This window comes from Desulfosporosinus sp., from assembly GCF_014237355.1.
Taxonomy (GTDB): Bacteria; Bacillota; Desulfitobacteriia; order Desulfitobacteriales; family Desulfitobacteriaceae; genus Desulfosporosinus.
Genome location: NZ_JABZFS010000014.1, coordinates 105,001 through 131,220 on the forward strand (window position 1 = coordinate 105,001; position 26,220 = coordinate 131,220).

21 protein-coding genes are annotated in these 26,220 nt (G+C 40.5%); 10 read left to right on the plus strand and 11 right to left on the minus strand.

The window, feature by feature from the left end; translation table 11 throughout:
• Nucleotides 1–308: 308 nt before the first annotated feature.
• From pyk to HGJ98_RS03250, 6 genes are all read right to left on the minus strand, one after another.
• Nucleotides 309–2,045 carry a pyruvate kinase gene (pyk, locus tag HGJ98_RS03225; RefSeq protein ID WP_291349588.1) on the minus strand — a complete coding sequence of 579 codons (1,737 nt, stop codon included), beginning with the start codon at nucleotides 2,043–2,045 and terminating at the stop codon, nucleotides 309–311.
• Nucleotides 2,046–2,065: 20 nt separating this feature from the next.
• Complete coding sequence (gap, locus tag HGJ98_RS03230) at nucleotides 2,066–3,073, minus strand: type I glyceraldehyde-3-phosphate dehydrogenase (RefSeq protein WP_291349589.1); 1,008 nt, start codon at nucleotides 3,071–3,073, stop codon at nucleotides 2,066–2,068.
• A gap of 254 nt (nucleotides 3,074–3,327) precedes the next feature.
• Complete coding sequence (gene nspC / locus HGJ98_RS03235; protein ID WP_291349637.1) at nucleotides 3,328–4,464, minus strand: carboxynorspermidine decarboxylase; 1,137 nt, start codon at nucleotides 4,462–4,464, stop codon at nucleotides 3,328–3,330.
• 10 nt (nucleotides 4,465–4,474) lie between these two features.
• Complete coding sequence (locus HGJ98_RS03240; RefSeq protein WP_291349590.1) at nucleotides 4,475–5,674, minus strand: saccharopine dehydrogenase family protein; 1,200 nt, start codon at nucleotides 5,672–5,674, stop codon at nucleotides 4,475–4,477.
• Nucleotides 5,675–5,839: 165 nt separating this feature from the next.
• A complete protein-coding gene (locus HGJ98_RS03245; RefSeq protein ID WP_291349591.1) occupies nucleotides 5,840–8,446 on the minus strand; it encodes a polynucleotide kinase-phosphatase in 2,607 nt (868 codons plus the stop codon).
• Nucleotides 8,443–9,825 (minus strand): 3' terminal RNA ribose 2'-O-methyltransferase Hen1, encoded by a 1,383-nt coding sequence (locus HGJ98_RS03250; RefSeq protein WP_291349592.1) that lies wholly within the window; start codon nucleotides 9,823–9,825, stop codon nucleotides 8,443–8,445. The genes HGJ98_RS03245 and HGJ98_RS03250 overlap by 4 nt, the downstream gene beginning before the upstream one ends.
• 153 nt (nucleotides 9,826–9,978) lie before the next feature.
• Here HGJ98_RS03250 and HGJ98_RS03255 point away from each other — a divergent pair, with 153 nt between their 5' ends.
• Together HGJ98_RS03255 and HGJ98_RS03260 are read left to right on the plus strand one after the other, a co-directional pair.
• Nucleotides 9,979–10,515: a LysM peptidoglycan-binding domain-containing protein gene (locus HGJ98_RS03255; protein WP_291349593.1), complete on the plus strand. Its 537-nt coding sequence runs from the start codon at nucleotides 9,979–9,981 to the stop codon at nucleotides 10,513–10,515.
• A gap of 218 nt (nucleotides 10,516–10,733) precedes the next feature.
• Nucleotides 10,734–11,564: an MBL fold metallo-hydrolase gene (locus HGJ98_RS03260; RefSeq protein ID WP_291349594.1), complete on the plus strand. Its 831-nt coding sequence runs from the start codon at nucleotides 10,734–10,736 to the stop codon at nucleotides 11,562–11,564.
• Nucleotides 11,565–11,590: 26 nt separating this feature from the next.
• Here the strand turns inward: HGJ98_RS03260 and HGJ98_RS03265 are convergent, their stop codons facing one another.
• From HGJ98_RS03265 to HGJ98_RS03275, 4 genes are all read right to left on the minus strand, one after another.
• The gene (locus HGJ98_RS03265; protein WP_291349595.1) at nucleotides 11,591–12,064 is read right to left on the minus strand and encodes a hypothetical protein; all 474 of its coding nucleotides are present in this window, start codon (nucleotides 12,062–12,064) and stop codon (nucleotides 11,591–11,593) included.
• On the minus strand, nucleotides 12,045–12,218 hold the full coding sequence (locus HGJ98_RS03270; protein ID WP_291349596.1) for a transposase: 174 nt from the start codon (nucleotides 12,216–12,218) through the stop codon (nucleotides 12,045–12,047). Before HGJ98_RS03270 ends, HGJ98_RS03265 begins: the two co-directional genes overlap by 20 nt.
• A gap of 64 nt (nucleotides 12,219–12,282) precedes the next feature.
• Complete coding sequence (locus HGJ98_RS22315; protein ID WP_367142659.1) at nucleotides 12,283–12,405, minus strand: 4Fe-4S binding protein; 123 nt, start codon at nucleotides 12,403–12,405, stop codon at nucleotides 12,283–12,285.
• Between the two features lie 83 nt (nucleotides 12,406–12,488).
• Nucleotides 12,489–13,331, minus strand: coding sequence for an MBL fold metallo-hydrolase (locus HGJ98_RS03275; protein WP_291349597.1), 843 nt, complete (start codon nucleotides 13,329–13,331; stop codon nucleotides 12,489–12,491).
• A 308-nt stretch (nucleotides 13,332–13,639) separates the two neighbouring features.
• Between HGJ98_RS03275 and HGJ98_RS03280 the strand changes: the two genes are divergently transcribed.
• The 6 genes from HGJ98_RS03280 (at nucleotide 13,640) to HGJ98_RS03305 (ending at nucleotide 19,916) form a co-directional block, all read left to right on the plus strand.
• A complete protein-coding gene (locus HGJ98_RS03280) occupies nucleotides 13,640–14,581 on the plus strand; it encodes an ABC transporter ATP-binding protein (protein ID WP_291349598.1) in 942 nt (313 codons plus the stop codon).
• Complete coding sequence (locus tag HGJ98_RS03285; protein WP_291349599.1) at nucleotides 14,562–15,491, plus strand: ABC transporter permease; 930 nt, start codon at nucleotides 14,562–14,564, stop codon at nucleotides 15,489–15,491. The genes HGJ98_RS03280 and HGJ98_RS03285 overlap by 20 nt, the downstream gene beginning before the upstream one ends.
• Before the next feature lie 132 nt (nucleotides 15,492–15,623).
• Nucleotides 15,624–16,322, plus strand: a complete 699-nt coding sequence (locus HGJ98_RS03290) for a response regulator transcription factor (protein WP_291349600.1) — start codon at nucleotides 15,624–15,626, stop codon at nucleotides 16,320–16,322.
• Nucleotides 16,322–17,782 carry a HAMP domain-containing sensor histidine kinase gene (locus HGJ98_RS03295; RefSeq protein ID WP_291349601.1) on the plus strand — a complete coding sequence of 487 codons (1,461 nt, stop codon included), beginning with the start codon at nucleotides 16,322–16,324 and terminating at the stop codon, nucleotides 17,780–17,782. The genes HGJ98_RS03290 and HGJ98_RS03295 overlap by 1 nt, the downstream gene beginning before the upstream one ends.
• Nucleotides 17,783–17,953: 171 nt before the next feature.
• Complete coding sequence (locus tag HGJ98_RS03300) at nucleotides 17,954–18,127, plus strand: hypothetical protein (protein WP_291349602.1); 174 nt, start codon at nucleotides 17,954–17,956, stop codon at nucleotides 18,125–18,127.
• Nucleotides 18,128–18,281: 154 nt separating this feature from the next.
• Complete coding sequence (locus HGJ98_RS03305; protein ID WP_291349603.1) at nucleotides 18,282–19,916, plus strand: amidohydrolase family protein; 1,635 nt, start codon at nucleotides 18,282–18,284, stop codon at nucleotides 19,914–19,916.
• Nucleotides 19,917–20,233: 317 nt separating this feature from the next.
• On the opposite strand, the gene HGJ98_RS03310 is transcribed toward HGJ98_RS03305, so the two are convergent.
• Nucleotides 20,234–23,239, minus strand: a complete 3,006-nt coding sequence (locus HGJ98_RS03310) for a CotS family spore coat protein (protein WP_291349604.1) — start codon at nucleotides 23,237–23,239, stop codon at nucleotides 20,234–20,236.
• A 192-nt stretch (nucleotides 23,240–23,431) separates the two neighbouring features.
• Between HGJ98_RS03310 and HGJ98_RS03315 the strand changes: the two genes are divergently transcribed.
• Together HGJ98_RS03315 and HGJ98_RS03320 are read left to right on the plus strand one after the other, a co-directional pair.
• The gene (locus HGJ98_RS03315) at nucleotides 23,432–24,706 is read left to right on the plus strand and encodes a UDP-glucose/GDP-mannose dehydrogenase family protein (RefSeq protein WP_291349605.1); all 1,275 of its coding nucleotides are present in this window, start codon (nucleotides 23,432–23,434) and stop codon (nucleotides 24,704–24,706) included.
• Nucleotides 24,707–24,912: 206 nt separating this feature from the next.
• Nucleotides 24,913–25,809 (plus strand): hypothetical protein, encoded by an 897-nt coding sequence (locus tag HGJ98_RS03320; RefSeq protein ID WP_291349606.1) that lies wholly within the window; start codon nucleotides 24,913–24,915, stop codon nucleotides 25,807–25,809.
• The last annotated feature ends 411 nt before the right edge of the window (nucleotides 25,810–26,220 follow it).

Here is a 26,220-nt window from a genome sequence, read left to right on the forward strand (position 1 = left end):
CAAGCCCTTTCGATAAGGCAGGGGGCAGATTGGATTCCCTAACCATTCAAATACTAAACAAAAATTATTCTGTCATCCTTGCAATATCGAAACTTCTAAGATCCTTCAGTCGTCCCTCCTTCAGGATGACATAGCGCTTAAGTTGCTTTCATAGCAAATGACAAAAGCGTAAAGGATTTTTCATTCATCATGGTGTCGCACAGCGGCGAGGAGTCTGATTAAAAAGAAGGATAGCGCTGCTATCCTTCTATAATAATAAAAGACTACGTTATCCTTTTGTATTCCTTAAATATCATATCCGTGTATCTTTAGAGAATACTAACCGACCCTTCATACATCAAACCCGTTAGAGCATCGACTGTCAAGGACTGTCCATCAGTAACCTTGGAAAAGGCGTCTATAGCCCCGACAATTGTTGGGATGCCGAATTGTAAAGCTACTATGGCCGCATGAGATGTCAACCCGCCTTCTTCAACAACTAACGCTCCTGCCCGAGCAATTAAGGGTACGAAGCTAGCATCCGTAGACTCTGTGATTAAAATTTCCCCATCCTTGAAATCCTCACTATTTGGAATTTGAACTCTGCGGGCAAAGCCAGAATAGGACTTACGTCCGATGCCGGTACCTTTAGCCAAAATATTTCCCATGACTTGAACTTTTATCATGTTTGTCGTACCAACCTTACCAATTGGAACCCCCGCTGTAATGACCACTACATCACCAGACTGAATATAATTATCATTTAATGACGTATTAACAGCAACCGAAACCATTTCATCCGTTCCTGAACTTTTAGGGACGACTAATGGTTGGACACCCCATTGCAGCGCTAATTTTCTAGCTGTTGCTGCAAACGGAGTTGCTGCAACGATTAAGGCAATAGGGCGATACTTGGAGATCATCCGAGCAGTCAAGCCCGAATGTGTGGGCGTAAGAATGGCAGCTGCATGAAGGTCCTTTGCAATTGTAAAGCTTGCAAAACAAATCGCCTCAGCAACATTGATTTGAGGATGTCGAGAAGCTTGATTGTCCAGACAGGTTATTTCTGTACGCTTAGATATTCTATCCATCATACGAACAGCTTCAATGGGATATAAACCCGCTGCTGTTTCGCCAGATAACATAATCGCATCCGTACCATCTAGAATTGCATTGGCAACATCACTGGCCTCTGCACGTGTAGGCCTGGGTTGTCGAATCATAGAGTCTAGCATCTGTGTTGCCACAATCACAGGTTTACCTAATAAATTACACTTACGAATCATTTCCTTCTGTCTAATAGGAACTTCTTCAACCGGAATTTCTACCCCTAGGTCACCCCGGGCTACCATGAGACCGTCAGCGACTTCAAGAATAGCGTCTAGATTATCCAGGCCTTCTCGGCTTTCGATCTTAGCGATTATATGAACATCCGCTCCCATTTCCTCTACAACCCTACGCACGTCCAAGACATTTAAGGCCTTGCGGGTAAACGAAGCGGCAATAAAATCAATTCCCTGGGAAATGCCAAAGCGAATATCTTCGATATCCCTTTCAGTTACAGCAGGCAGGTCGATAAGCGCACTTGGAATATTAACTCCCTTTTGGGATTTAAGCACTCCGCCATTACGAACAACCGTATGAATTATTTCAGTATCTACAGCGACTACTTCTAATTCAATTTGACCATCATCAATGAGAATATGACTGCCTGGGTTAACCTTTCGCCACAAATCAGTATAGGTAATTCCAACTCGTCGTTCATCGCCAAGGATACTAAGGTCTATATCCAGATCAAAGTTTGAACCATTTTCAAGAGTAACTCCCGTTTCAGGGACCTTTCCAGTGCGTATTTCTGGTCCCTTGGTATCGAGTAGAATCCCTAGATGTTTTCCTGCTTTAGCAGCTTCTTCTTTTAGAATTGCTATTCTTCGGCCATGTTCTTCGTGGGTTCCGTGGGAAAAATTGAGTCGTGCAACATCCATTCCTGCAGCTAGAAGAGCTTGAACCTTTTCCTTGGACTCACTTGCCGGACCAATTGTACAGACAATTTTTGTCCTCCTCATGGGTACCCCCTCCTTCTTAACTACAGACCTTTCGTTGCAATAAGCTTTACTAAATCAATAACTCGGCAAGAATAACCCCATTCGTTATCATACCAAACCAATACTTTGACCATACGATCACCAAGCATCATAGTAGACAAACCATCTACTATTGAGCTAGCAGGATTACCATTATAATCCAGGGAAACAAGGGGTAATTCCGTGTATTCCAGGTATCCTTTCATGCTGCCATTTGCTGCCTGGCGAAAAGCGTTATTCACCTCTTCTTTAGTGGCAGGTCTTGTTAAATTAGCCACAAAATCGACTAAGGATACATTCGGAGTAGGAACTCGTACAGCTAGTCCAGTCATTTTTCCTTCCAATTCTGGTATAACAAGGGTAACTGCTTTAGCTGCACCCGTCGTTGTTGGAATCATTGATTGATAGGCAGCCCTTGATCTTCGCCAGTCTTTATGTTTTACGTCAACCGTGCGTTGGTCATTGGTCACTGAATGAATGGTTGTCATCATCCCTTGTTCAATCCCAAAAGAATCCACTAGCACTTTAGCAACAGGTGCCAGGCAATTGGTAGTACAAGAAGCATTGGAAATTACGTGGTGATTAAGGGGATCATATAGATCGTCATTAACTCCCATTACAATGGTGATATCTTCTTCTTTGGCTGGAGCAGTGATAACAACTTTTTTAGCTCCTGCGGTAATATGTTTTGCTGCCTCATCACGTTTCTTAAATTTACCTGTGCACTCGATCACTATGTCTACTCCGAGTTTATTCCAAGGCAGATTTAGAGGGTTTCTATCAGCCACAATTTCAATACGTTTTCCATCAATAACCAAGGCCTGACCGTCAACTTCCACTGTATTGGGAAGGGTTCCGTGCACCGAATCGTACTTGAGCAAATGAGCTAACTGATCGGGACTTCCCATATCGTTAATGGCCACCACTTCGAATGGGAGTGATTGATTGAGGGCGGAACGCAGTGTAAGTCGACCAATTCTACCGAAACCAGTAATTGCAACGCGGATCATGGTTTACCTCCTCTAATAAAACCTATTTATACTAAAACAAAGTTTGTATACAACATACATATAATTCTGTGCAGATAGACAAATTCCTGCTTTCAATACTTGTATCGCAGTAAATCAGATAGTTTGGGAGAGTATCACTCAAAAGTTCAGACTGCGCAAGCGCACAGCCTGATCCCATTTTCTGAAAATGGCACTACAAGGTAAAAAAGGAACAAACGTTACCTTACCTAGCAAGTCGTAGCTTGCTAGAACCCTTAGGAAAGACGGGTCTTGAAATCTTCATAACCAAATTGTTTAACGACTTTAATGCCTTCTTTTTGGTTGAAACGGGCGATGGAAGGGAGATTAACCCCATTAAAGGTATTGTTCTTCACCATGGTATAGTGGGCCATGTCGCAGAAGACAAGCCTATCCCCCGGCTTTAAAGGTTGTTTGAAGGAGTAGTCGCCAATGATATCTCCGGCTAGACATGTAAGCCCGCCTAGTCTATAGGTATATGAATATTCATCGGGCCCTCCAGCATCTATTATATTCGGTCTGTAGGGCATTTCAAGTACATCTGGCATGTGACATGCAGCCGAAGTATCTAAAATGGCAATTTTCATATCATTATCAACTATATCCAGAACCCTAGCAACTAGATAACCGGTATTCAAAGCCACTGCCTCACCTGGTTCCAGGTATACATGGACTCCATATTTATCCTGAAAGAACTTTATGGAACGAACCAAGGTTTCAATATCATAATCAGGTCTGGTAATATGATGACCTCCACCTAAATTGAGCCATTTCATTTTCTTAATAAAATGACCGAATTTTTGATCCACCACTTTAATCGTTCGTTCAAGAGTATCCGAATTTTGCTCACACATGGTATGAAAATGAAGTCCTTCGATACCTTCAAGCTCTTCAGGCCTAAAATTATCTAGAGTGACTCCGAGTCTGGAATACTGATAGCAAGGATCATAAATGGGCGTCGTTATCTCCGAATATTCCGGATTAATGCGAACACCACAGCTTATTTTTTTTGTAGAGTTTTTCACCTTGTCTTTAAAGCGGTTCCATTGGTCAAAGGAATTAAAGGTAACATGATCACAATGTCTAAGGATTTGATCAAATTCCTCTTCAATATAGGCGGGAGCATAAATATGAACTTCTTTTCCCATTTCTTCATTACCCAGCTTAGCTTCGAATAAAGAACTAGCGGTTATCCCTTTCAGGTACTGACCTACAAGAGGAAATACGGAATACATTGAAAATCCTTTTAAGGCAAGGAGAATGCTGCATCCCGTACGCTGTTGTACGGAATGCAGTATTTCAAGATTTCTTGAAAGTAGTCTTTCATCTACAATATAACAGGGTGAAGGCAGGGCACTGATATCAATGTCCAATTTATACACCTCAATCAAGGAGAGTTGGCGAGAAACTTTCTTGCCACGGGAGACCACATTTATTTAAAGCTTCCATGAATGGATCAGGGTCAAACTCTTCAACATTGAATACGCCAGGTTTTTTCCAAATACCTTTAAGCATCAACATAGCCCCGATCATCGCCGGAACTCCTGTTGTATAGGATATAGCCTGGGATCCAACCTCAGCATAACACTCTTGATGATCACACACGTTGTAAACATAATAGGTTTTAGGTTTTCCATCTTTGATTCCTTGTATTATGCAACCAATATTCGTTTTTCCTTTAGTTCGCGGACCCAGGGAAGCTGGATCTGGAAGTACAGCCTTCAAAAATTGCAGCGGAATAATCTGTTGCCCTTCAAATTCAATAGGCTCAATCGAAGTCATTCCGACATTTTCAAGAACACGTAAATGATTAAGATAATTATCCGAGAAGGTCATCCAGAATCTGATCCGCTTAACTCCCTTGATATTAACAGCTAAGGATTCTAATTCCTCATGGTACATAAGATAAATGCTTTTAGGGCCTATCTCTGGAAGGTCATAAACCGCTTTCATGGAAAGGGGATCCGTCTCCACCCAGGAACCATTTTCATAGTATCTACCGTTTGCAGTAATTTCACGAATATTAATTTCAGGATTAAAATTAGTAGCGAAGGGATATCCATGATCACCCGCATTAGCATCGACAATATCTATGGTATGGATTTCATCAAAATAGTGTTTCTGGGCATAGGCACAAAAGACACCCGTAACTCCTGGATCAAAACCGCTTCCTAACAAAGCAGTTATTCCTGCCTGAGCAAATTTCTCACGATAAGCCCACTGCCATTTGTATTCAAACTTAGCAACATCCGGTGGTTCATAATTAGCAGTATCTAAGTAATCAACCCCAGTTGCTAAACAGGCATCCATAATCGTCAAATCCTGATAAGGGAGGGCAAGGTTTATAACAATATCTGGCTTAAAGCTTTTAATCAAGTCAATAACCATATCCGTATTATCAGCATCAAGCTGAGCCGTATGAATTATTGTGCGGCTTCCTGCCAATTGGTTTTTAATGGCTTCACATTTTTCCACAGTTCTACTGGCAATACAAATCTCTTCAAATACATCTGGATTCTGGCAACATTTATGAATAGCAACACTGGCCACTCCACCAGCACCGATAATCAAAGCTTTTCCCATTTAGCACCCTCCTATCACTTTAACAACACTGCAAATTATACCTAAACCACTCTAAATAATCAATTAAAACCCATAAAATGAGCCATAACTTTTTTTACTACACAAATTCTTGAATTCTTGCTGACTATTAGCTTTTCCTGACCCTTGCAAAGATAATCATTATCTTTATAACCTCGGGTCGACTGGCTCAGCCTCTAAGGCCAAGGTTGCTAGGACACATTCGTGGACTCTTGCAACTGATTCTTTCTTAACAAAACGCTTAACCCCTTCTAGTCCTAAGGCAAATTCCATTAAGGCATGACGTTGCTTTCGATTAACATTACGTCTCTTTAAACGAGCTAAATTCTCAGGCTGTAAGTAATCAATTCCATAAATAATATGAAGGTATTTTCTCCCTCGGACCTTGATTGCCGGTTGAATCAAACGACCTTTTTCATTTCTAGCAATATAGGTTTCTGGCTTAACGACAAATCCTTCATGGCCGTCTTCCGTAATTTCCTCCCACCAACGAATTGCCTCATCTTCAGACACTTCATCCGTAACCACTCTAAATTCCGTTTCCATGAATAGATGAGATAATGCAGCTAGGTCCCTGTTCTGTTCCATATGCCAAAGATGGGGTTGGTCAAAATACGTTCGATTACTATCTGCTAGAACGTGAAACGGAGCAATCTTAATCCCGTCAATTCCATGGGTGTCCCAACAGTAGGTTTGAAAGACGTCCCGAAAAACCTCTGCACGTTTCAATTTAACTTTGAACTCCTCAATCCACGAACTAACGTCCCAGCCATTTTGGTAGGCCAGCTCTAGTTTCTCTAGAATTTTTTGCCGATCCATTAAGGTCACTTCCGAAACATGAGCATACTGTGCACTGATTAATTCTTTGGCCTTTAAGTTCCAGGGTAAAATCTCTGCATCAAGTAAAACAAAGTCTGTCTTGTGCTTAGTAAAATAGTCGGCCTTCCTTAAATCAGTATTCAGTTGCTCTAAAATCGTTTGGGTCATGGCTTGATTAAAGAATGGTCTACCCGTCCTTGTATAGACAATCCCTAAAGTTGAAGTTCCGACATAGTTTTTAGAAGACTCAACATCGTTGAACAGGAGGAGGATTGCTCTACTGCCCATGTGTTTTTTCTCTACTACCATAGTCCTTATGCCTTGTTTTCGATAATAGTCAAACGCTTCTTTCGGATGTTCAAGATAATCCTTAAGAGGAGAAGGATCCGTCGTAGGGCTCATTGTCGGAGGAATATAAACGAGTTCTTCTATAGGGATAGTATAATGGGAGACTTCTTCTATCGAAGATTTAACATACTCCTCTTTAATCCTTATTTCTCCATAATCTTCCGTATTGACGGAATATCCGTTGATAAAACCATGGATATTCGGAGGATCAAACCGTTTGCTCTTCCATTTTTGTATAGAGCTCTCTGGATCTTCTGCATAGTCCTTTTGCGCACCAACTGAAACAAACTTTTTTTGAGGATAGCAATAAGCGGTTAAACTGCCGCCAAAGACAACCCCTTGGTCGATATTGATTGTGTTATTAACAACCAGAGGCTGAGGCTTTGGATCATGTCCCCAGACAATAATCTCTCCGGATTGATGTTGAATAAACCAATCCTTACGAACTGGCCTTCCAGTCTCATCCATCCCATCTGTATCTCCATAACGGCAAAAATCACTAATCCGTTTAGATTGTTTTCCAATATACCGATCCCTAATTCCAGCATGGGCTGCAACAATCCCCTCAACTCCATTTTCACTAAATACGAGATTTGATGGCGCGTCGAGAAGAAAATTTTTAACTTGCTCTTTAAAACGATCAGAAGCTTCTTTCCCTTGTTCTTGCTCGTAATGCAAAAATTCCGCTGCAACGTTTTCATCTCCATGCGTCAGGTTTACGTTACGACCGGAAAGCCAACGAGCAATCTTCCAACCGTGATTACTATCCACCATATAAACGAGGCTCTTCTCTACGTGTTTCATGAAAAAGTTCAAACAATCAAGGCTCTTTGGGCCTCGTCCTAAAATATCTCCGACAGATACAAGTTTACGGCCTTCAGGATGAAGGTAAAGACCCTCTTCATTTTGCCGATATCCTAGTTTTTTAAGGAGTTCCAAAAACTCATCATAGCAACCATGAAGATCCCCAATAAAATCAAGCCCTGCGCCAACCTCTTTTACCAAGGGATTGGGAATTCGTACAAAGCTGCTCTGTTCAAGCTGGACTTCATTTAAAGTATATATAGCAGAGTAGCCCTCCGTTTTTAGGGAACCAAGATTATTCTTAAAGGTTCGAACCTGCTGCTTGATTCGATTACGACCCCTTGGGAGTTCTCGCTTCGCATCTCTTTCTAAAAGTATCTTTTCCGGTATATCTAATATAATGGCCATTACAGATAGATGGTTTTTAACTGCTAATTTGACAGCTTTTTGACGGTCTTCAGGCCAAAGATGGGTCGCATCGACCACGGTAAGTCTATTTAAAACACCGCGAATATTAATGAGCTCACTCATGGCGTCAAAGGCACTTTGAGAAATCTGACGATACTTTGCAGAGAGTACTTCTAGTTCACCCTTAGAGTGTTTACCAAAATCAATGAATTCAGTATCGGAAACTAGAACTCGGAATTGATCCGAGCTTACAATTTCAGATTTTAATAATACTCCTTGCTCTACAAGGTTATTAAGGAGTGTTGTTTTCCCACTGTTCGAAGGTCCTACTAACAGAACGATTCCTGCGTGGGGAATAGCAATTGGTTGAGTCATTTTTCGCTCCCCACCTGTCTCGTAAAAATAGCAATCTGAGAGGGTTGACCAAACCCCTCGACTTCCTGCCCAATACCATCGATCTTAACACCATAAGAATATTGGTCAGCCCAAGAGTTACACCATGCTATAAATTCTGCCCGAGTCCATTCAAATCGATGATCTTTGTGGCGCATCTCTTCTTCCATTTCGTAAACTTGGTTATATTCAACATTGGGAGTCGTTATAATGAGGGTCTTGGGCTGATAGCTACCAAAAATTGTGTCCATGACCCGGGGTAGCCTATGTTCGTCAATGTGTTCTATTACCTCACCTAGAATCATGACATCCTTATTTCGCACCCGCTCATCGTAATAATAGAAGGAACCCCAGATCGGGGTGGGAGAAATAAAGCCTTCCTGTAGACTGGCCTGAGCAAAACGCTTCATCGCTCTGAGGAGTAACCGTTCTGTCGGCTCCACCGCTAGAATTTCTTGAACCTGGGGAATTAAGCCTAAACGCACGGACAGTTTTCCTTCTCCGGAACCAAAATCCACAATGGTTTCTTTCGAAGGTAAGGTCTCAATAATCTTTACTATAGTTTCGTAGCGAAGTTCGTTAAGATTAATTGCAGGCTCCCTATTGTCTAAAGGATCTGAAGGAAAACTCTCAGGTATCTTAGTCATTAATTCGGGAGGGACCTTATCTATAAGTTCCCTGAACCGCAGGGACCGTTTAATAATCACTTCGTTGAAGGGATGATTTGCCAACCAACCTTCTCCATAACGTTGAAGTTTTTCTATTTCCCGTTCATCCATAAAGTAATGTTTATAATCGTCTAGCACCGGTATCAGAACATATAAGTAGTTTAAGGTGTTTTGAAGGGTGACCCTGCCTTGAAGATGGAGAAACCGCGCCGAGCTTTTATCTTTCAATTTAAATAAATAGTCAACATCTCCCCGTTCAATTATAACCTGAAAACCTAAAGGTTCGAAAAGGCCTGTCACTACTGAATCCGATAAATCTGTAGCAACTGGCCCAAAACTCACATTTAACTGGAAAGCATGAGTTACCCAAGGGAGATACTCCTCTATAGTCCGTCCATTTATAGCTGTTGCTAAAGCCGAACGGGCATAGGAACAAAATATACTGCTCACCACAAATTCTCGATCGTTGATATATTGCGTGATCTTGAAAGTATCCGGACTGTTTTTGACCAGTTCAACTGGGTCAGGAGTCACAAACAGGATCACTTCAACTTCCGTTTCCGTAAATACCGTATAGGTTAAACGAACACGATATCCTTTTTCAGTCCGATCATATAAATTCTGGGGGTTTTTTGCTAGGAGAAAGGATAAGGCTCTAGCCCCTTCCCCCACTGCCTTGATTGCTAACTGCACGTAAAAAACTCCTTATCACCTGCAAAAATTCTTTCTAGTTATACCCAAAAAAGTCGGACTTAACTAATTGTGGGATTAATTCAGTTTTAACAGAGAATACTAAAGTCTTTGAAAATCCCATAGTGTTATAGAAAGCTCATGAGGGGGATTCAAATGACGTATATTGTTCAACCAGGTGATACCCTTTATAAAATCGCACAAAACTATAATACTTCTGTTAATGCCATTCTTGCCCTTAATCCTCAAATTACTAACCCCAATTTAATTTATCCAGGACAGACGATCATAATTCCAATAAGCTCTGTAGAATGCCCGCTTTTACGCCAAGGAGATCGCGGTCCAAGCGTAAGTCGGCTACAGACACTTCTCCGATTTGCCCGCTTTGACCCCGGCGCCATAGATGGTATATTTGGTCCAAGAACTCAAGCTGCTCTCGTAGCCTTCCAAAATAGTCAAGCTGAGCTTGAAAGAACAGGGGTAGCCGATGAGGAAACCTGGGTTGCTCTAGGTGCTGAATGCGCACCAAGATCAGACGTTATCGGCTATGTTATAAGACCAGGGGATACATTGTATATCATCGCTACAAGGTTTAACGTAACGATTCAAAGCATCTTGAATATCAACCCACAAATAACCAATCCCGATGTTCTCTCTGTTGGTCAGGTTATCAACATCCCTCCGACTCAATAGCGAAACACGGGGACAGGTGCACTGTTTTCTTTTAAGGAGAAGCAAGGGACAGGTATACTGTTTTTTTCTAAACACGGGACATCTGTACCGTTCTTTTTATTAAATCTATTATTTAATTGAGCCTAATGACGTCTCAAATTCTTAAAGCAGAAAGGATAGTCTCCTACCAGACGGACAAAATAGAACGTATCTAAAATTTTAAACTGGAGGAGATCAAGTTGGGAAATACTATGGTTGAGTTATTATCAAAACTGACGACCTCAGCTAGCGAAATCACTCCCGATATTCTTATTCTGCAATTCAGGGTTGTGAACGCCTTTATGGTCAGTAACCCAAATAAGAAAAGCGAATGGTTTCTAATTGATACAGGCCTAGAAAACTCTGCAGATTATATCCTAAAGATGGCTGAGAAGCGCTTTGGAGAGAAAACTCGCCCTCAGGCCATCATTCTTACACACGGACATTTTGATCACGTAGGATCATTAATAAAGCTTTCAAATTATTGGGATGTTCCCGTTTATGCTCATGAATCAGAACTTCCTTACATAACAGGAAAAAAGGATTACCCAGTTGGAGACCCAAGCGTAGGCGGAGGAATGGTAGCACAAATGTCCCCGACGTTTCCACACACCAGTATAGACATAGGATACCGCGCTAATTCACTTCCTTCGGACCAAAGTATCCCAGGTATGCATGGCTGGAAATGGATTCCTACACCTGGTCACACGGAAGGACACGTTGCCCTATTTAGAGAACAAGACCGCATAATGATACCTGGTGATGCCATTACAACCCTGAAACAAGAGTCATTAATGTCGGTTATGACTCAAGACGAGCAAATAAGCGGACCCCCCGCCTACCTAACGACTGATTGGAAAGCAGCTGAAAGGTCAGTAAATCTATTGAGGGACTTAAATCCGATGCTTGTTCTTCCCAGCCATGGTCAACCAATGAAAGGTGACGAGTTATCACGTCATTTAGATTTATTGACTAATTATTTTGAGGAAATAGCAGTTCCAGAACAAGGCCGTTTTGTTGATCAATTCTAGCGAAACACGGGGACAGGTGTACTGTTTCACGCTTTCCAAACTCTCGTTTGTGATACACCGGTCGTTCTTGCGATTTGCCGTATACTAGTACCTTTCAATTGTTTTAACTCTTTAAGTATCTCCTCTTGCCGTTTTCTTTCTTCGTTTGCTAGTTTTATAGAGTCAATTCCGAACTTTTCCTTGAGTATTTCTCTGAGTCTTACATCGCTAATACCTTGTTTGGTTTCTTCTACATCTAAACATACTTCAGTTATCATCTCTCTCGAAAATATCTCAAACAGCCTTAATGCTTCGCTAGATGTATCAGAAAACATCCCTAGGACGTGCTCCTTATCTACAATATGTCCTTGGCCAAAGTATTCTCCATAGCTACTCCATTTGTAGTGCGAAATATCCTCTACTATCTTCGCCTTGATAGGATTTTGGTGAATATAACGTAGAGCTGTTAGAAAATATGAGTCTGTACTTACGATTTCGCTTTTAAATCGTTCCTGAAACAAATGCCCACATCGAATTTTTGTCTCTGAATTCAGCAAGTTTCTCGATGAATTTTAGACGATCTTTTTCTTCTTCGAAGATACTCTGACGATTGATACCACGCATCATGACGTGATAGATACCTGTTGGGCTTTGTTCTCTTGCTTTTCTTGGCATTTGACACACCCCCTCAAACGGTTTGCATATCATTCCAACGAAACAGTGGACCTGTCCCTCTGTTTCACATACAACCGTAAACAGAATCCTGACAGATCACCTTACCTTTTTCTAGAAAAAGATTAAAACCCTTACAGACTTCGATGCATAAACCGCAACCTGTACAAAGGCTGGAATCGACTAAGATATCAGCTGACTCTTGGTTCGAGAAGTGGGGATAGCCATCAGTTGAACTCCCTTCAGCTTTTCATAATAATTTTCTCTAAATCATTAACTGAAATCCAATGTACTACCAGCCATTGCCCAAGTAAAAGCGTTAGGAAATTCCATCGCTAACTTGCTTAAGATAACCGGTCCAGTACAGTGATTTGGGGCCAAACAGTCTAAATCAAGTCCTCTCAGATAGTCCATCGTTTGTCGCTCTTGATTCGGAGTCGCTGGTCCAAGATGAGTTCCACCAATAATAGCTCTTACTTTTTGCTGACCAGTTACCCTTTTAGCATGTTCTACAATGTTTACCAGTCCCGAATGTGCACAACCGAGAAGTATGATCAATCCTTGATCTGTCATATAGAAAAGACTTAAATCATCTCGAATGCTATCCTGAATAAGATTCCCTCCCTTAAACTCAACCAATCGATCATCTAGTTCCTCAAACGTTGTTTCTCGTGGGATTTCACCACTTAACCATAGACCAGGACTTAATTCTACGGGTTCACTATGCCAGTGAAACTCAGCACCAGCACTCTCCAGTTGCTTCTGACAATACGGCACACCTATATACCTATCCGCATTTCCTTTAACTCCCCGACCGTAATGCCCTTTAAATAAATCCGGATGAGCATAAACTGGAATCCGCCCTCTAAATTGCAGGAACTTAAAAAGACCTCCCGTGTGATCATAGTGTCCGTGACTTAAGATGACACGGTCAATTAACCTTAGATCATGGCCTAAGATTTGTGCGTTACTGATCAAATTGCCTTGCTCCCCTACATCAAATAAGATCCTCTCTTCACCAAATTCCAAGAGCATTGACAAACCCCATTCCGCTAAGAGCCCTAAAGGAACTCCTACGGTGTTTTCGATTAAGATCGTTACGTTTAACTTGCTCAATGTCTGAACCCCTTTACATATTTTACTTTTCTTATGCATGCTTTACTATTCTGTAATCTCTTAACAAATTCAATAGGCATAACTCTTCATCCTGCAAGAAATGTTTCATACTACTGTTTTATTTATCGAAATTGTTTTACAGACAAACAAGGGGACAAACAAGGGGACAGGTCAACTGTTTCGACTACTTCGAAACACTGCACCTGTCCCCCTGTTTCACCGATTTAATATTTTCTTAATGTTTTTATATGTAGCAGTCTACATTTAGTAGGCATAATAACTTTAGAACTATATGAGGGAGGTCAAATATGTCGGGCAAAACTGCCGTCCAATTAAACGGTGTAACTAAGAGAATCTCAGGTAAAACCATCGTAGATCAATTAACGTTTGATATTAATAGTGGAGAAATATTTGGCTTATTAGGGCCTAACGGTGCAGGAAAAACAACGACTATTCGTATGTTGGTTGGGCTTATTTCTATCACAGAAGGGGAGGTATTTATTCAAGGTAAAAGTATCTCTTCTGATTTCAAGTCTGCAATTCGGCATGTAGGGGGAATTGTGGAAAATCCGGAATTGTATCCATTTCTTACGGGCTATCAAAATCTCGTTCATTTTGCCAATATGTCAGCGGGTATTAGTAAAGAGCGCATCCAAGAGGTTGCAACCTTAGTTAATTTAGACAAACGCCTTAAGGATAAGGTTAAAACCTACTCTTTAGGCATGAGACAGAGATTAGGTATTGCCCAAGCACTGCTTCACAAACCATCCGTTCTTATTTTAGATGAACCCACAAACGGGCTTGATCCAGCGGGAATACGCGAACTCAGAGATTATCTTAGAAGATTGTCCCAAGAAGAAAATGTTGCGGTAATTGTATCTAGTCACCTCTTGACGGAAATGGAATTAATGTGTGACAGAGTAGCCGTGATTAACCAAGGCAAGTTAATCGAAGTAAAAGATCTAAAAGAATTTATTCGTGGGAACAACGAGGATGTTCCGACATTCTTCGAAGTAGATGATTTGATAAAGGCTAAAGACATTATCACTAAGGTGTTTAGTGATATCCCCCTTTTGGAAACTAGAGATGGTCTAGAGGTAAAGACTTCAAAAAAGAACGTGGCCCTCATTAACTCAGAACTAAATCGTAATGGAATCCAGGTTTACGGCATTTATACTCCAAAAAAATCACTTGAAGATAAGTTTTTAGAAATAACAAGGGAGGATAATCATGTTAAAACTAATTCTTAATGAAAATATGAAGCTTTACAGCAGAGTTGGTCAATTTATCATGATCTTCATACTCATGGGGCTTTCAGTTTTCACTTCAATATATACCTACAAAACAACCCCTCAAAGTGTAGGAGACTGGAAAGTGCAGACTGAACAAAAAATCCAGACGGCAACTGAACTGCTAAACAATCCCCAGATCCCCAATTTTCAAAAAAGCGAAGTGGAAAAACAATTAAAACTTGATAAATATGCCTTAAGCCATGACATCTCGCCTAATACTACAGTCTATGAACAAGTTGCAAAACAGGCATCCCTCCTAAGTATTATTACTATGATGACTGCTGTAGTGGCTGGAGGAATCGTTTCTAATGAGTATGTATGGGGAACCATTAAACTCCTTCTGATTCGACCCATTAGTCGTTCTAAAATTTTGCTTTCAAAATACTTTGCTTCCTTAATGTTTGCCTTTTTGCTTGTAATTGTCCTGCTGGCAACCTCATTTGTAACGAACGGGATTCTCTATGGTTTTGATAATTCTGATAATCCTTATCTGTTTATTGGCCCGACGGGAGAGGTTTCCCAAATGAGCATGGTGGTACACACTCTTCAAACTTATTCGCTAAAATCCGTAGAAATCGTAATCTATTTAACTTTAGCCTTTATGCTCTCAGTTGTTTTCCGCAGCAATGCCTTAGCCATCGGTGCTACGTTGCTCTTACTTCTTCTTGGTCCCCAATTAACTAGCATGTTTGCTCAACAAACTTGGAGTAAATACATCCTTTTTGCTAATACGGACTTAACCATGGTTACTATGGGTAGTAATCCTTTTGGTCTAACCCTCCCCTTCTCCCTCACTGTTTTAGGAAGCTATTTGCTTTTATTTATTACCATCTCATGGATAACCTTTCAGAAAAGAGACATCGCCTAGTTCAGTTTAAGTCTTGTCAGCTCTTAGCCCCGTAACTAAAATAATTGCTTTAGGGTGCGGGGTACTCTTATAATGGTAATTAGAGGAATTGAGTCATCAATTTCAAACTAGTTATTGGAGGATGGGCGGGCAGTGGAATCTTACAAAATACTGATTGTTGAAGACGAAAAAGAACTTGGTCAATTATTGCATGACTATTTTAAAAAAGAAGGTTTTGAAACTATCTTGGCCTTTGATGGAGAGCAGGGACTAACTCTATTTCAGCAGCATCTCCCCGTTCTCGTTCTATTAGATATAATGCTGCCTAAAATTGATGGCATGGAATTATGCCGGATTATTCGCAATCAATCCACAGTCCCAGTCCTGATGATGAGTGCAAAATCAAGCGATGTTGATAAAATCTTAAGTTTAGGCCTAGGTGCTGATGACTATATCACCAAACCGTTTAGCCCCGGAGAACTAGTTGCGCGTGTTAAAGCCCAAATCCGTCGCTATACCTTGTTATCGTCCCCTATCAAACCCGATGAATGGCTAAAGTTTTCAAGTTTAGAAATTGACAGCAAGGGCTACCGAGTTTTCCTTAAGGGGAATCAAGTAGACTTAGCTACCAAGGAATTTGAAATCTTACGTTATCTCGCAAGCCATCCGCAGCAAGTTTTTACTAGGGAACAGATCTTCACAGCCGTTTGGGGGCAAAACGAATACGGTGATATCAATACTGTAACTGTGCATATACGTAAAATTCGAGAAAAAATTGAGGAAAACCCTTCTAAGCCACATTTCATTAAAACCGTGTGGGGCGTAGGTTATAAATTCGATGGAGGTTCTTAATGAAGATTGGAATAAGACTCCGCTTTCTACTGATTATATTAGCCCTTATTATTTTACCCATCGTGGTAACCGTTACATCTCTTTATATGACTACGAACAAAATGAAGGATCTTTTAGACCCTACATCCCTTGAAAGCTTTACCCATCAGATAGATAGGGTCAACAAAGAAACTGCTCGTAAGATTGTTGATGAATTTAGTAATATCCATCAATATGATGTCTTTACGGCTGCTTTAGAACCCTTAATCTCCAAGTATCAACTTCATATTCGAATTGTTGATCCCAGTGGAGTGTTATATGACTCTGAGGACAAGTTAGGTTGGCAGGATCAAGAACCCAGCCATCTCCCTCAAGATACTTTAGCGGTAAGCTGGAACCAATCCCTACGTCTAAACCCTTTTCAATACTCCTTACCTATTGTGATCGAAGGAAAACAAGTTGCGACGGCCTTAATCGATGTCAATCCTTCTGTTCCACCATATAACGTTTTCGCAGAAATATTAAAAGGAATACTATCCAGCTTTGGTTGGGGATTCTTGGCCTTAATTTTGCTTATAGTTCTTTTTACATGGTATTTTTCTCGAACAATTCTAAGACCTATTGACGACCTGAGTCTTGCAACACAAAAAATCAGTGAGGGTAACTTAGAGTTTTCTCTTGAGTATCATAGAAAGGACGAATTAGGCAAGTTTGTAAGATCTTTCAACCACATGCGAGATCAGCTCAAGGAGTCCCTAGAAAAACAGAATGCCTACGAACAGTCACGTAAAGCCTTGATAGCCAGCATTTCTCATGACCTAAGAACCCCAATTTCTTCAATAAAAGGATATGTAGAAGGGCTTCAGGATGGAATCGTCGAGGATGAAGCAAGTGTGAAGCGATATTTATCCATAATCCACCAAAAAACTGATCAACTAAACCGGCAAATTCAAGATCTATTTCAGTTCTCTCAATTTGATCTAGGGCAACTGGAAGTCAAACTAGCACCAGAGGATAGCCGTGAAGTTCTTGAAAGTATACTAGAACCTTATGAACTTGAATTTAATAAGGACAAGGGAAAGTTAACCTTGATAATAGATCGTCCCCTCCCCTCCGTTCAAATCCTAGTGGATCGTCAACGAATTGAGCAAGTCCTTTTAAATCTACTTAGTAATGCTCAACACTATGCCTCAGAGGGCGGGCGAATGCAAGTTAAAGCTTATGTAAAAAAACCAAACTTAATTATATCGGTTTCCGACAATGGCCCTGGAATCTCTCAAGAAGACATACCTCACATATTCGAGAGCTTTTATCGTGGAGAAAAATCCCGCTCGCCCATGTACGGTGGAACCGGGTTAGGTTTGGCGATTAGTAAATCTATTGTAGAAGCACATCAGGGTAAACTATGGGTAGAGAGTAACGAAGGACAGGGAAGTACATTTTCGTTTTCACTTAAAATACCTACTACCGGGAATCTCTGACTTTTTCCTTTGGTTTCTTTCTCTTTGGTCTCGCAGGTCCTAGCGACTTATAAAAATTCTACGCGAAACACTGCACCTGTCCCCCTGTTTCACCTGGGATAGGTTCACTTGCTGGGTATTTCCTGCTATAATTAGTTTGACCTTGAAAATATATTTTACGGAGGAATCAAGATGAAATTTCTTACTCAATTAAAAGGCGAGGATACTTGGGAGGAAATAACCTTGGAGGAGTGCCTATTCAAAACAGAGGGAGCTGGCTTTTATACTCCAGGCACTGTACAAAAAATGTTAGAAGACGGTTTAGCCGTTGATACGCCTTGGTCCATTTTTAAGAAGGCAGAATAGTTGCTGGATTATCTAGTGGATGATCTAGTGGATGATCTAAAGAGCCCGTCTTCTAGTAAGACGGACTCTTTTATATTTAGTCCTAAACAACCCTTCTCAAAAAGTTGGGTGGTTCTTTATTAATCTTTAAAACTATCGAAAGGGTCTGTTATAGATGTTTGATACTGTCATCATGGGTGGTCTAATTGTAGATGGAACCGGAAACATACCCTATCGATCCGACATTGGAATTAAAGATGGAATGATTGCTGAAATTGGACTGGGGCTATCCAATGAATCTGCTGAAATCTTAGATGCAACGAGCAAAATGATCACTCCAGGATTTATCGATGTCCATAGCCATTGTGACTTGGTGCCGTTTATGTCTGGCCCAATCCGTGAAAGCAGGATTAATCAAGGAGTTACAACCGAAATAGTTGGGCAATGTGGTTTGGGTTCAGCTCCCCATCTCGAGAGGATGGAAGACTGGCGCAGCTATCTTAGCCCTATTTTAGGTCCTGGTCCACTTACCTGGAATTGGCCAGATTTTTCTACGTTCTTAAATGAGCTAAGGCAAGCGGACAAGCCAAACAATATCGCTGTTTTAATCGGTCACGGGGCAGTTCGAGCCCAAGTTTTGGGGTTGAATAATATCCAACCTTCAGCAAAAGAAATCACAGCCATGAGTAGAATCGTCGAAGAAGCAATGTCAAATGGGGCTTTAGGAATATCATATGGTTTAGCATACTTACCTGGGATATTTGCGCCCAAACAAGAACTCCTTGCCTTAAGTTCGGTGGTCGCGGCTTATAACGGAATTATGATGATTCATATACGAAGTCATTCCCGCCAAGTTCGTGAAGGAATGGCCGAAGCACTTGCCGTAGCTAAAGAATCTGGGGTTAAGCTACAGATTTCCCATATGCGCTCCTATGCAAATCGAGATTATGGCATTACCGCTGAAGAGTTAATAGACATGGTAGAAGAAGCTAGAAACCATGGTGTCGACGTAACCTTCGATGAACACCCTTATAGGGCTGGGAGTACACTTTTGTCTCAGGTTCTCCCTCCATGGGCCAAAGAAGGTGGCAGTACGGAAATCATCCGCAGATTAAAAGACCCTCAACTTCGAGCCAAACTAAAAGATGAACTGAGCAATTCTGGACCAAGTTATCCAGGCTGGGATAACTTTGTGGGCATGGTTGGTTGGTCCAATATAATGATAAGCTCTGTAACGAAGCACCAAAACAAATGGGCAGAAGGTCAAACCCTAACTCAATTAGTCTCAAAAAACTGCTCCGAACATGTTGAATCTGCAAGCGAAATCATCGATTTGCTTACAGAACTGCTAATTAGTGAGGATTGTCGTTGTTCAATGGTAATCCAAAACCTTTTTGCCGAAGAAGATATTATAGCTTTAATCAAGCACCCGTTATGTCAAATTGGTTCGGATGGTATTCCTACCGGCAAACCTCATCCCCGTTTATACGGCACATATCCTAAGTTCTTAGGGGAATATGTCCGTGATAAGAAGATATTAACTTGGGCTGAAGGTATTAAGAGAATTACCGGAGACCCAGCACGAAGATTGAACTTAGCCAACCGAGGATATGTAAGAAAAGGCGATATCGCTGATTTAGTGATTCTTGATTCTAATAAAATCGCTGCCCCAGAAGATTACAACAATCCTTCAAAGGTTCCTTTAGGAATTGACTACACCTTGGTCAATGGTCAAATCGTGGTGGCCAAGGGTAAAGTTCATAAAACAAACGCTGGCCAGCTTTATTCTCCATCCCTTCCCCGATCCTAATAATCATCAATTAATAGCCGATAGTGGCACCTAGACTCACAGGTTGAACTTGTTGAGTTGCAATCGCAACCCACAATTTCCCCATCCTGTCGTGAGTCACCCTCTATTACCTTACGATATATTTTTAACCTTACGATTTTACTAACGATTGAACAGGTCTCTTGCCTTTCTTCGACGTTCAGTTCCAACGCTTACGCCTCCCATGAAGTTTCCAATAAATTTGATTTTTCTCTATTATACACTTAATACCTAAAAATAACGGGTAAGCATTACTGCTACCCGTTATTTTAACTTGAGATTCAAATTGTATTAATCACCTAACGATGAATCATACCCCTTGTTACCTTAATAACCGATTTACTATCAGATTGATCGAACTGACTGTTTGCTCTTTTGGGTACGACTTCATTTTGACCATTCACAAGGGATGAACTACGAACGCTTGTAGAATTAGAATTACTCTCACCTTTCGGGCGTGAAATCATATCCCGGGTGATCTTTACAACGGATGATACCATCGCTGAGTTTTTATTATTAACTTCCCTATCGTCTTTGGCTAAACCTTTAGCTCTACCTTTGACTAGTCCTCTATCCAAATTTTTGGCTAAGGGTTTATCTAAGCTCTTAACTATGCCTTTATCTAGACCGTTAACTAAGACTTTATCCGAACCTATTAATAGGCTCTTATCCCTGTTAAAGCTGTTTACATTATTTTTCCCTAGCGACTTATCTCTTGCTTTGACGTTTGATTTACCCTTTGCTTTAGCTTTAGTTTTGTCTTTTGTTAGAGCTTTTTCTTTCTCTTTAGCTTTTCCACTCACTTTCTTAGGAGCCATTTCGTGGTCGATTATTCCTTTCCATGCTTCCGAGACCTCGTTCGCTACCCGCTCCCAGCTAAACCTTTCTACAGCTAAGTCCCTACCATTTAAGCCCATTCTCTGGCGAAGTCTGGCATCCTTTACGAGGGTTCGAAACTTTTCGGCAAATTCGATAGGGTCCTCGGGTTGCTCAACAAGTAATCCGTTTTCACCAATTACCACTTCGGGATTTCCACCACGTGCCGTAGTAACAAATGGTAAGCCAGCAGCCATAGCTTCGTAATGGACACGAGCAAGGGGTTCTTGCCACTGAGAAGGACACACAAAAATATCCCCTGCCCAAAACCACTGATGAATTCGATCAGCGGGTACATAACCAGTACTGATCACCGGAAATGGAGCTCGCTCTGCCAGTGCTCTGACATAAGCAACATAATCTGTAACTCTGTCGACACTGTACCAAGTTCCACCTACAATCACCAAGGCAATACTCGAATCAAAGGCGTAAAGTTCTTTAAGTGCCTGGATCAACAGATCAGTACCTTTTTTAGGGGTTAACCGGCCTACAAATAAAATAACTGTTTTGTCTTCAAGACTATACTCTTTCCTCAGATTCGCACGAATCTGAGCAGCTGATTTTGATTCTTCCCAAGGTACAAAGGCTTCAAGGTTTACTCCGGAATAAATCGTTTGCACCTTTTCAGCAGCTTGAGGATATAAATCAACGATTGTATTGCCAACATAGTCACTAACCGTGAAAATACGTTCCACTTCATCAATAGCAGCTATTGCATCAGCTTGAAGAATCTTGTTTGTATTAAACATATCATTATGCATACTTAAAATCAGTCGCGAATCAGGCGCAACTTCACGAATTAAGGGAATTAGCCGTGGTCGGTTAAAGACATGAATAAGATCAAAAGATTCTTCTTTAAGGAAATCAATGACTTTCTCAGCATAGATTTCGAAGTTTTTTTCACCATCAACTCTTACATAACGAATATTATCTTGATAACCTTCAATGGGTAATGAAGAATCTGTTGTTCCCAGAATTGTTAAGTCATGTTTTTGGGCTAATATTCCAGATATTCCTTGGATATAAGTTTGAATTGCTCCGCCCCGCACTGGTGGTACTGGCAACTTTTCCGTGCAGATCATGAGAATTTTTACATTCTCGTTCTTTTTCGCACTTGATTTTTTCTGACTCTTCCCTGTTTCAAGAGCTTTTTTCTTGCTTTTTTTCTTAGTTTTAGTTTCAAGAGAACTCCCTTTGATCATATTTGGATTCCTTAAAGAATTGTCTTTGATTATATTTGGTAATGTGGTTTTTTCCGACGTTGCCTTGATTTGCATCATCTCAAGAATTTCGGGTTCAAAAATAGGCATTGAGGCATAATTACCCGATTCGTACTTATGGCTATCCCTTTTCAGCTCGGCCAATACTTCAGCCTTTGATTTTTCTACTAGCTCCAGACGCTGAATGATCGGTTCCACGTATAGATTTAAAAAGTTCAAAGGATCGAACAACATCTCATTAATGTGTTTGTAGAACTCATTAGGAAAGGCAAGATCATTTAATAGAATTTCATAGGTCTCGAGATCCAGAGGATTTGCTGAATGATAGGCATCTATCATTCCCCTTATCCAGGTGATATCCCAGCTTCCCAAGTCGAACATTGTACTCGAAATGAGTTTACGAAGGTCACGAATTGGCAAATCGTAGGACACTCCATCTAAATCAATAACCCATAGGCCACCCTCACCAAGTTGTCCATTAGACCACCCGAAATCTTGGTGAACAAGTCCCCAGTGCTGTTCCCCCATTGCTGCCATCTGAGCATAAGATGATTGCTCGAGAAAGCTTAATACATTGTGAGCTTCTTGTTTATATTTGTCTATAACAGAAAGTAGTGTTCGACTGCCTGGGAGGTCATTATATGCTTGAGCAACGTTTCTGAACCAGTCAATTTTACTGGTAATTTTACGATAATAATCAGGCCAACGATACAATCTGGAAGCTCTTTCGGCACCCGGTGGCGGAGTATATCCTCGGGAATGCCTATGAAATTCTCCTAAACCATAACATAAGGCTTGAGCGCCTTCAAGGTCACTCATTGCTGGGGTAAGAGGTTCAATCCAATCCGTAACAATCCATAACTTCCCACCCTTTTCAACATAGAGAAGGCCGTTTTTAGTTTGTTTTAATTCTGGTACCCTTCCTCCTTGTTTTACAATATAGTCCTGAGCGCCTACACTAAAAAGACTTCTAGCAGGTTTTCGATGTAATACTTTTAAACTTCGGGGCCCTTTATCCGTTTCAATTTTCCATATAGCTCCCCCTTTATCTGATTTAGCCGTAACTAAAATTTTACTAAGGACCTTCATATCGTAGCAATCAATTACTTGGGTCGCTAATTCATCAATTTCTAGGGGGACCCACATATCTAAATCGATTATATCTTGGTGATCTTCATTATCCCATGGTTGAATCGTATATTCTTTCACGTCTTTCCCTCCACTATTATTTAAGGTTAGGCACACAATAATCTATTCAGCTTAGTCTATGAATGGAATCAATAAATGGATAATCTGTCTATTACACTAAAAAATGTACCATAATATGTAATTTTGTAACCTATAAAATTAATTCTAATACAATATTAAAATTGCATTTTATTTGAATAGGTGGAGCGATTAATGAGAATTTGCATCGTAGGCGCAGGTTATGTAGGCCTTACAACAGCTGCTGCATTGGCAGATTTCGGACATGAAGTGTTATGTGTTGATATGGAAGAATCAAAAATAAATTGCCTTCGCCAAGGCAAGGTACCCATATATGAACCAGGCTTGGATGAATTAATTACTAAAAACGTTAAAAATAATAAGCTATTTTTTTCGTCACTAGTTGAAGAAAGTATTAAAGAATATCCAGTAATTCTGATTGCTGTTGGCACTCCTTCCAAGGACGATGGCAGCAGCAATCTCATGTTTGTGCACCGGGTTATTGACGTCATTGCTTCTACTACAAATGTGTATAAAATCATTATCACTAAAAGTACAGTCCCTCCAGGAACTAATGAGTGGATTCACAAAAGATTGATTGAAAAAGGTATAGATGAAGACTTATTTGATGTTGTTTCCAATCCAGAGTTTTTACGGGAAGGATTCGCCTTAAGGGATCTTTATCATCCAAATAAAATTGTCTTTGGCACGAAAACTAGTCGGCCAATTAAAAACCTTAAAAAACTCTATTATAGGGGAAAGGCGCCCTATATCTTTACAAGTTTGACAGGAGCAGAACTAATTAAATATGCTAGCAATGCCTTTTTAGCTACAAAAATCTCATTTGCTAATGAAATGGCGCGCATTTGTGATGCTTACGAAGTGGATTATGATGACATTGCTAAAGGAATAGGGACTGATCCTCGAATAGGTCGCTACTTCCTAAATTCAGGACTAGGGTTTGGGGGATCATGCCTACCAAAGGATTTAAGTTCTCTTAAGCATTCAGCGGTAAAGAAAAACGTTGAAACTAAACTTCTTGATGCGGTAAGAGAAGTAAATGACACCCAAATCGATCTATATCTGAATAAACTTACAACTGAGCTTCCGGATTTAACGGGAAAACGGATTACGATTTGGGGAGTGACCTTTAAACCTGATACAGATGACTTACGCTCTTCCCCAGCAGTTATGATGATTAAAAAACTTCTAGAAAAAGGTTGTCAAGTTCACGCTTATGATCCGATGGTACAACTGGAATTATCGGGTGTTTATTCCCACACTAATCAGTATGAATCAGTTAAAAACTCAGACGCACTAATTATTTCAACTGAATGGCAGCAATTTCTTGAAACTGACTGGGCTGAAGTAAAATCAAGAATGAAGGGAACCATTGTTCTGGATGCTAGAAATTGTCTTGATGGGAAACTTGTCAGGAAGTTTGGTTTTCTTTACTTGAGAATTGGGTAATGGCTTACCGCAATTGGGAAAACGACCGGGTTCAACTTCAACTAGAAGATAGAGAATAGCTAGAGAAATAACTTTTTGTGATACTTGTCGTAGAATCCAGATTTTGTGAAATATTTGTTTGTTAACGTACCATTTGCTTAAAGTGCTCATATAATACACAAAAATCTCCAACCTATTCAGCTTTAATTAGGTGGAGATGTTGTGTTTTGGAAAATTTTAGTGAGGAAGGGTGCTCAAATATGAATAATGAAGAATTACTGAAATCGCTTCATGATGCACTAGCAAATGGGGATGAGATTGAGAAAATCAATGTTGTTTATATGAATGGTAAGGTGTTAGAATTTGGGTCTGAAGAGGCCGAACTAGAAAATGAAGAAGAAGTTGTCGGTTTTGAGGTAATCGAAGAAGACAACGATGTCGACGATGACGATGACGAAGCTGAAGTAGAAGACGTTGATGATGACGATGATGACGACGATGATGACGACGATGATGACGATGATGATGACGATGACGACGACGATGATGATGACGACGATGATGATGATGATGATGACGACGATGACGATGATGACGACGATGATGATGACGATGATGATGATGATGATGATGATGACGACGATGACGATGATGACGATGATGACGATGATGACGATGATGACGATGATGACGATGATGACGATGATGACGATGATGAAGCCGATGATGACGATGACGATGACGATGACGACGATGATGACGATGATGACGATGATGACGATGATGAAGCCGATGATGACGATGACGACGATGATGACGATGATGACGATGATGACGATGATGACGATGATGACGATGATGAAGCCGATGATGACGATGACGATGACGATGACGACGATGATGACGATGACGACGATGATGACGATGAAGTCGATGAAGTCGATAGTGTAGAAGTTGAAGTAGAGGTTGAGGTTGAATCTACTCCTTCCGAGAAAAAACCAGATGATAGCTATTATGGGAACAACTACAATTTAGTCGTTGAAGAAGTCAAAGCCGACGGAACAGTTTCTCGTATGCTTAAGTATCCTACAGGGCGCAGGGTTAACGTAATTAATAACTCTTAAAATGCTTTGTTAAAATATTTAAAAAGACGAACTATAGGGCTCTTCTAGATGACCATTAGATTCTTAAATCCAATGAACAAATACAAAGAGGATATCTCAAATGATAATGAGGCATCCTCTTGTTATTATATGAACGAGCTTCAGGGCAAACCTAGCCTTTTAATAATGAAGTGTTGTTCAAAATCTTAATAACTATTTCAGATTACCTAGAATTAAAATCAGGTAACTTCTGGCCAAAAACATAGCTTCATCTCTGTTTAACACAGATACATTCCCTTGAGAGTGCCTGTCGCAATAAAATAGCGTGCTGTCGCACGCGCTAAAATCAGTTATCCCGATTCAAAAATTTTATACTTTCCTATACAAAAATAAAAAGGGCCACTCAATGAGTGGCCCTACTCTAAATAGATC

Bases quoted from the DNA above. Each gene is read 5' to 3' on its own strand.
- pyk (WP_291349588.1), bottom strand. From the start codon at position 2,045: ATGAGGAGGACAAAAATTGTCTGTACAATTGGTCCGGCAAGTGAGTCC.
- gap (WP_291349589.1), bottom strand. From the start codon at position 3,073: ATGATCCGCGTTGCAATTACTGGTTTCGGTAGAATTGGTCGACTTACA.
- HGJ98_RS03240 (WP_291349590.1), bottom strand. From the start codon at position 5,674: ATGGGAAAAGCTTTGATTATCGGTGCTGGTGGAGTGGCCAGTGTTGCT.
- HGJ98_RS03245 (WP_291349591.1), bottom strand. From the start codon at position 8,446: ATGACTCAACCAATTGCTATTCCCCACGCAGGAATCGTTCTGTTAGTA.
- HGJ98_RS03255 (WP_291349593.1), top strand. From the start codon at position 9,979: ATGACGTATATTGTTCAACCAGGTGATACCCTTTATAAAATCGCACAA.
- HGJ98_RS03270 (WP_291349596.1), bottom strand. From the start codon at position 12,218: ATGCCAAGAAAAGCAAGAGAACAAAGCCCAACAGGTATCTATCACGTC.
- HGJ98_RS03280 (WP_291349598.1), top strand. From the start codon at position 13,640: ATGTCGGGCAAAACTGCCGTCCAATTAAACGGTGTAACTAAGAGAATC.
- HGJ98_RS03285 (WP_291349599.1), top strand. From the start codon at position 14,562: ATGTTAAAACTAATTCTTAATGAAAATATGAAGCTTTACAGCAGAGTT.
- HGJ98_RS03295 (WP_291349601.1), top strand. From the start codon at position 16,322: ATGAAGATTGGAATAAGACTCCGCTTTCTACTGATTATATTAGCCCTT.
- HGJ98_RS03300 (WP_291349602.1), top strand. From the start codon at position 17,954: ATGAAATTTCTTACTCAATTAAAAGGCGAGGATACTTGGGAGGAAATA.
- HGJ98_RS03305 (WP_291349603.1), top strand. From the start codon at position 18,282: ATGTTTGATACTGTCATCATGGGTGGTCTAATTGTAGATGGAACCGGA.
- HGJ98_RS03315 (WP_291349605.1), top strand. From the start codon at position 23,432: ATGAGAATTTGCATCGTAGGCGCAGGTTATGTAGGCCTTACAACAGCT.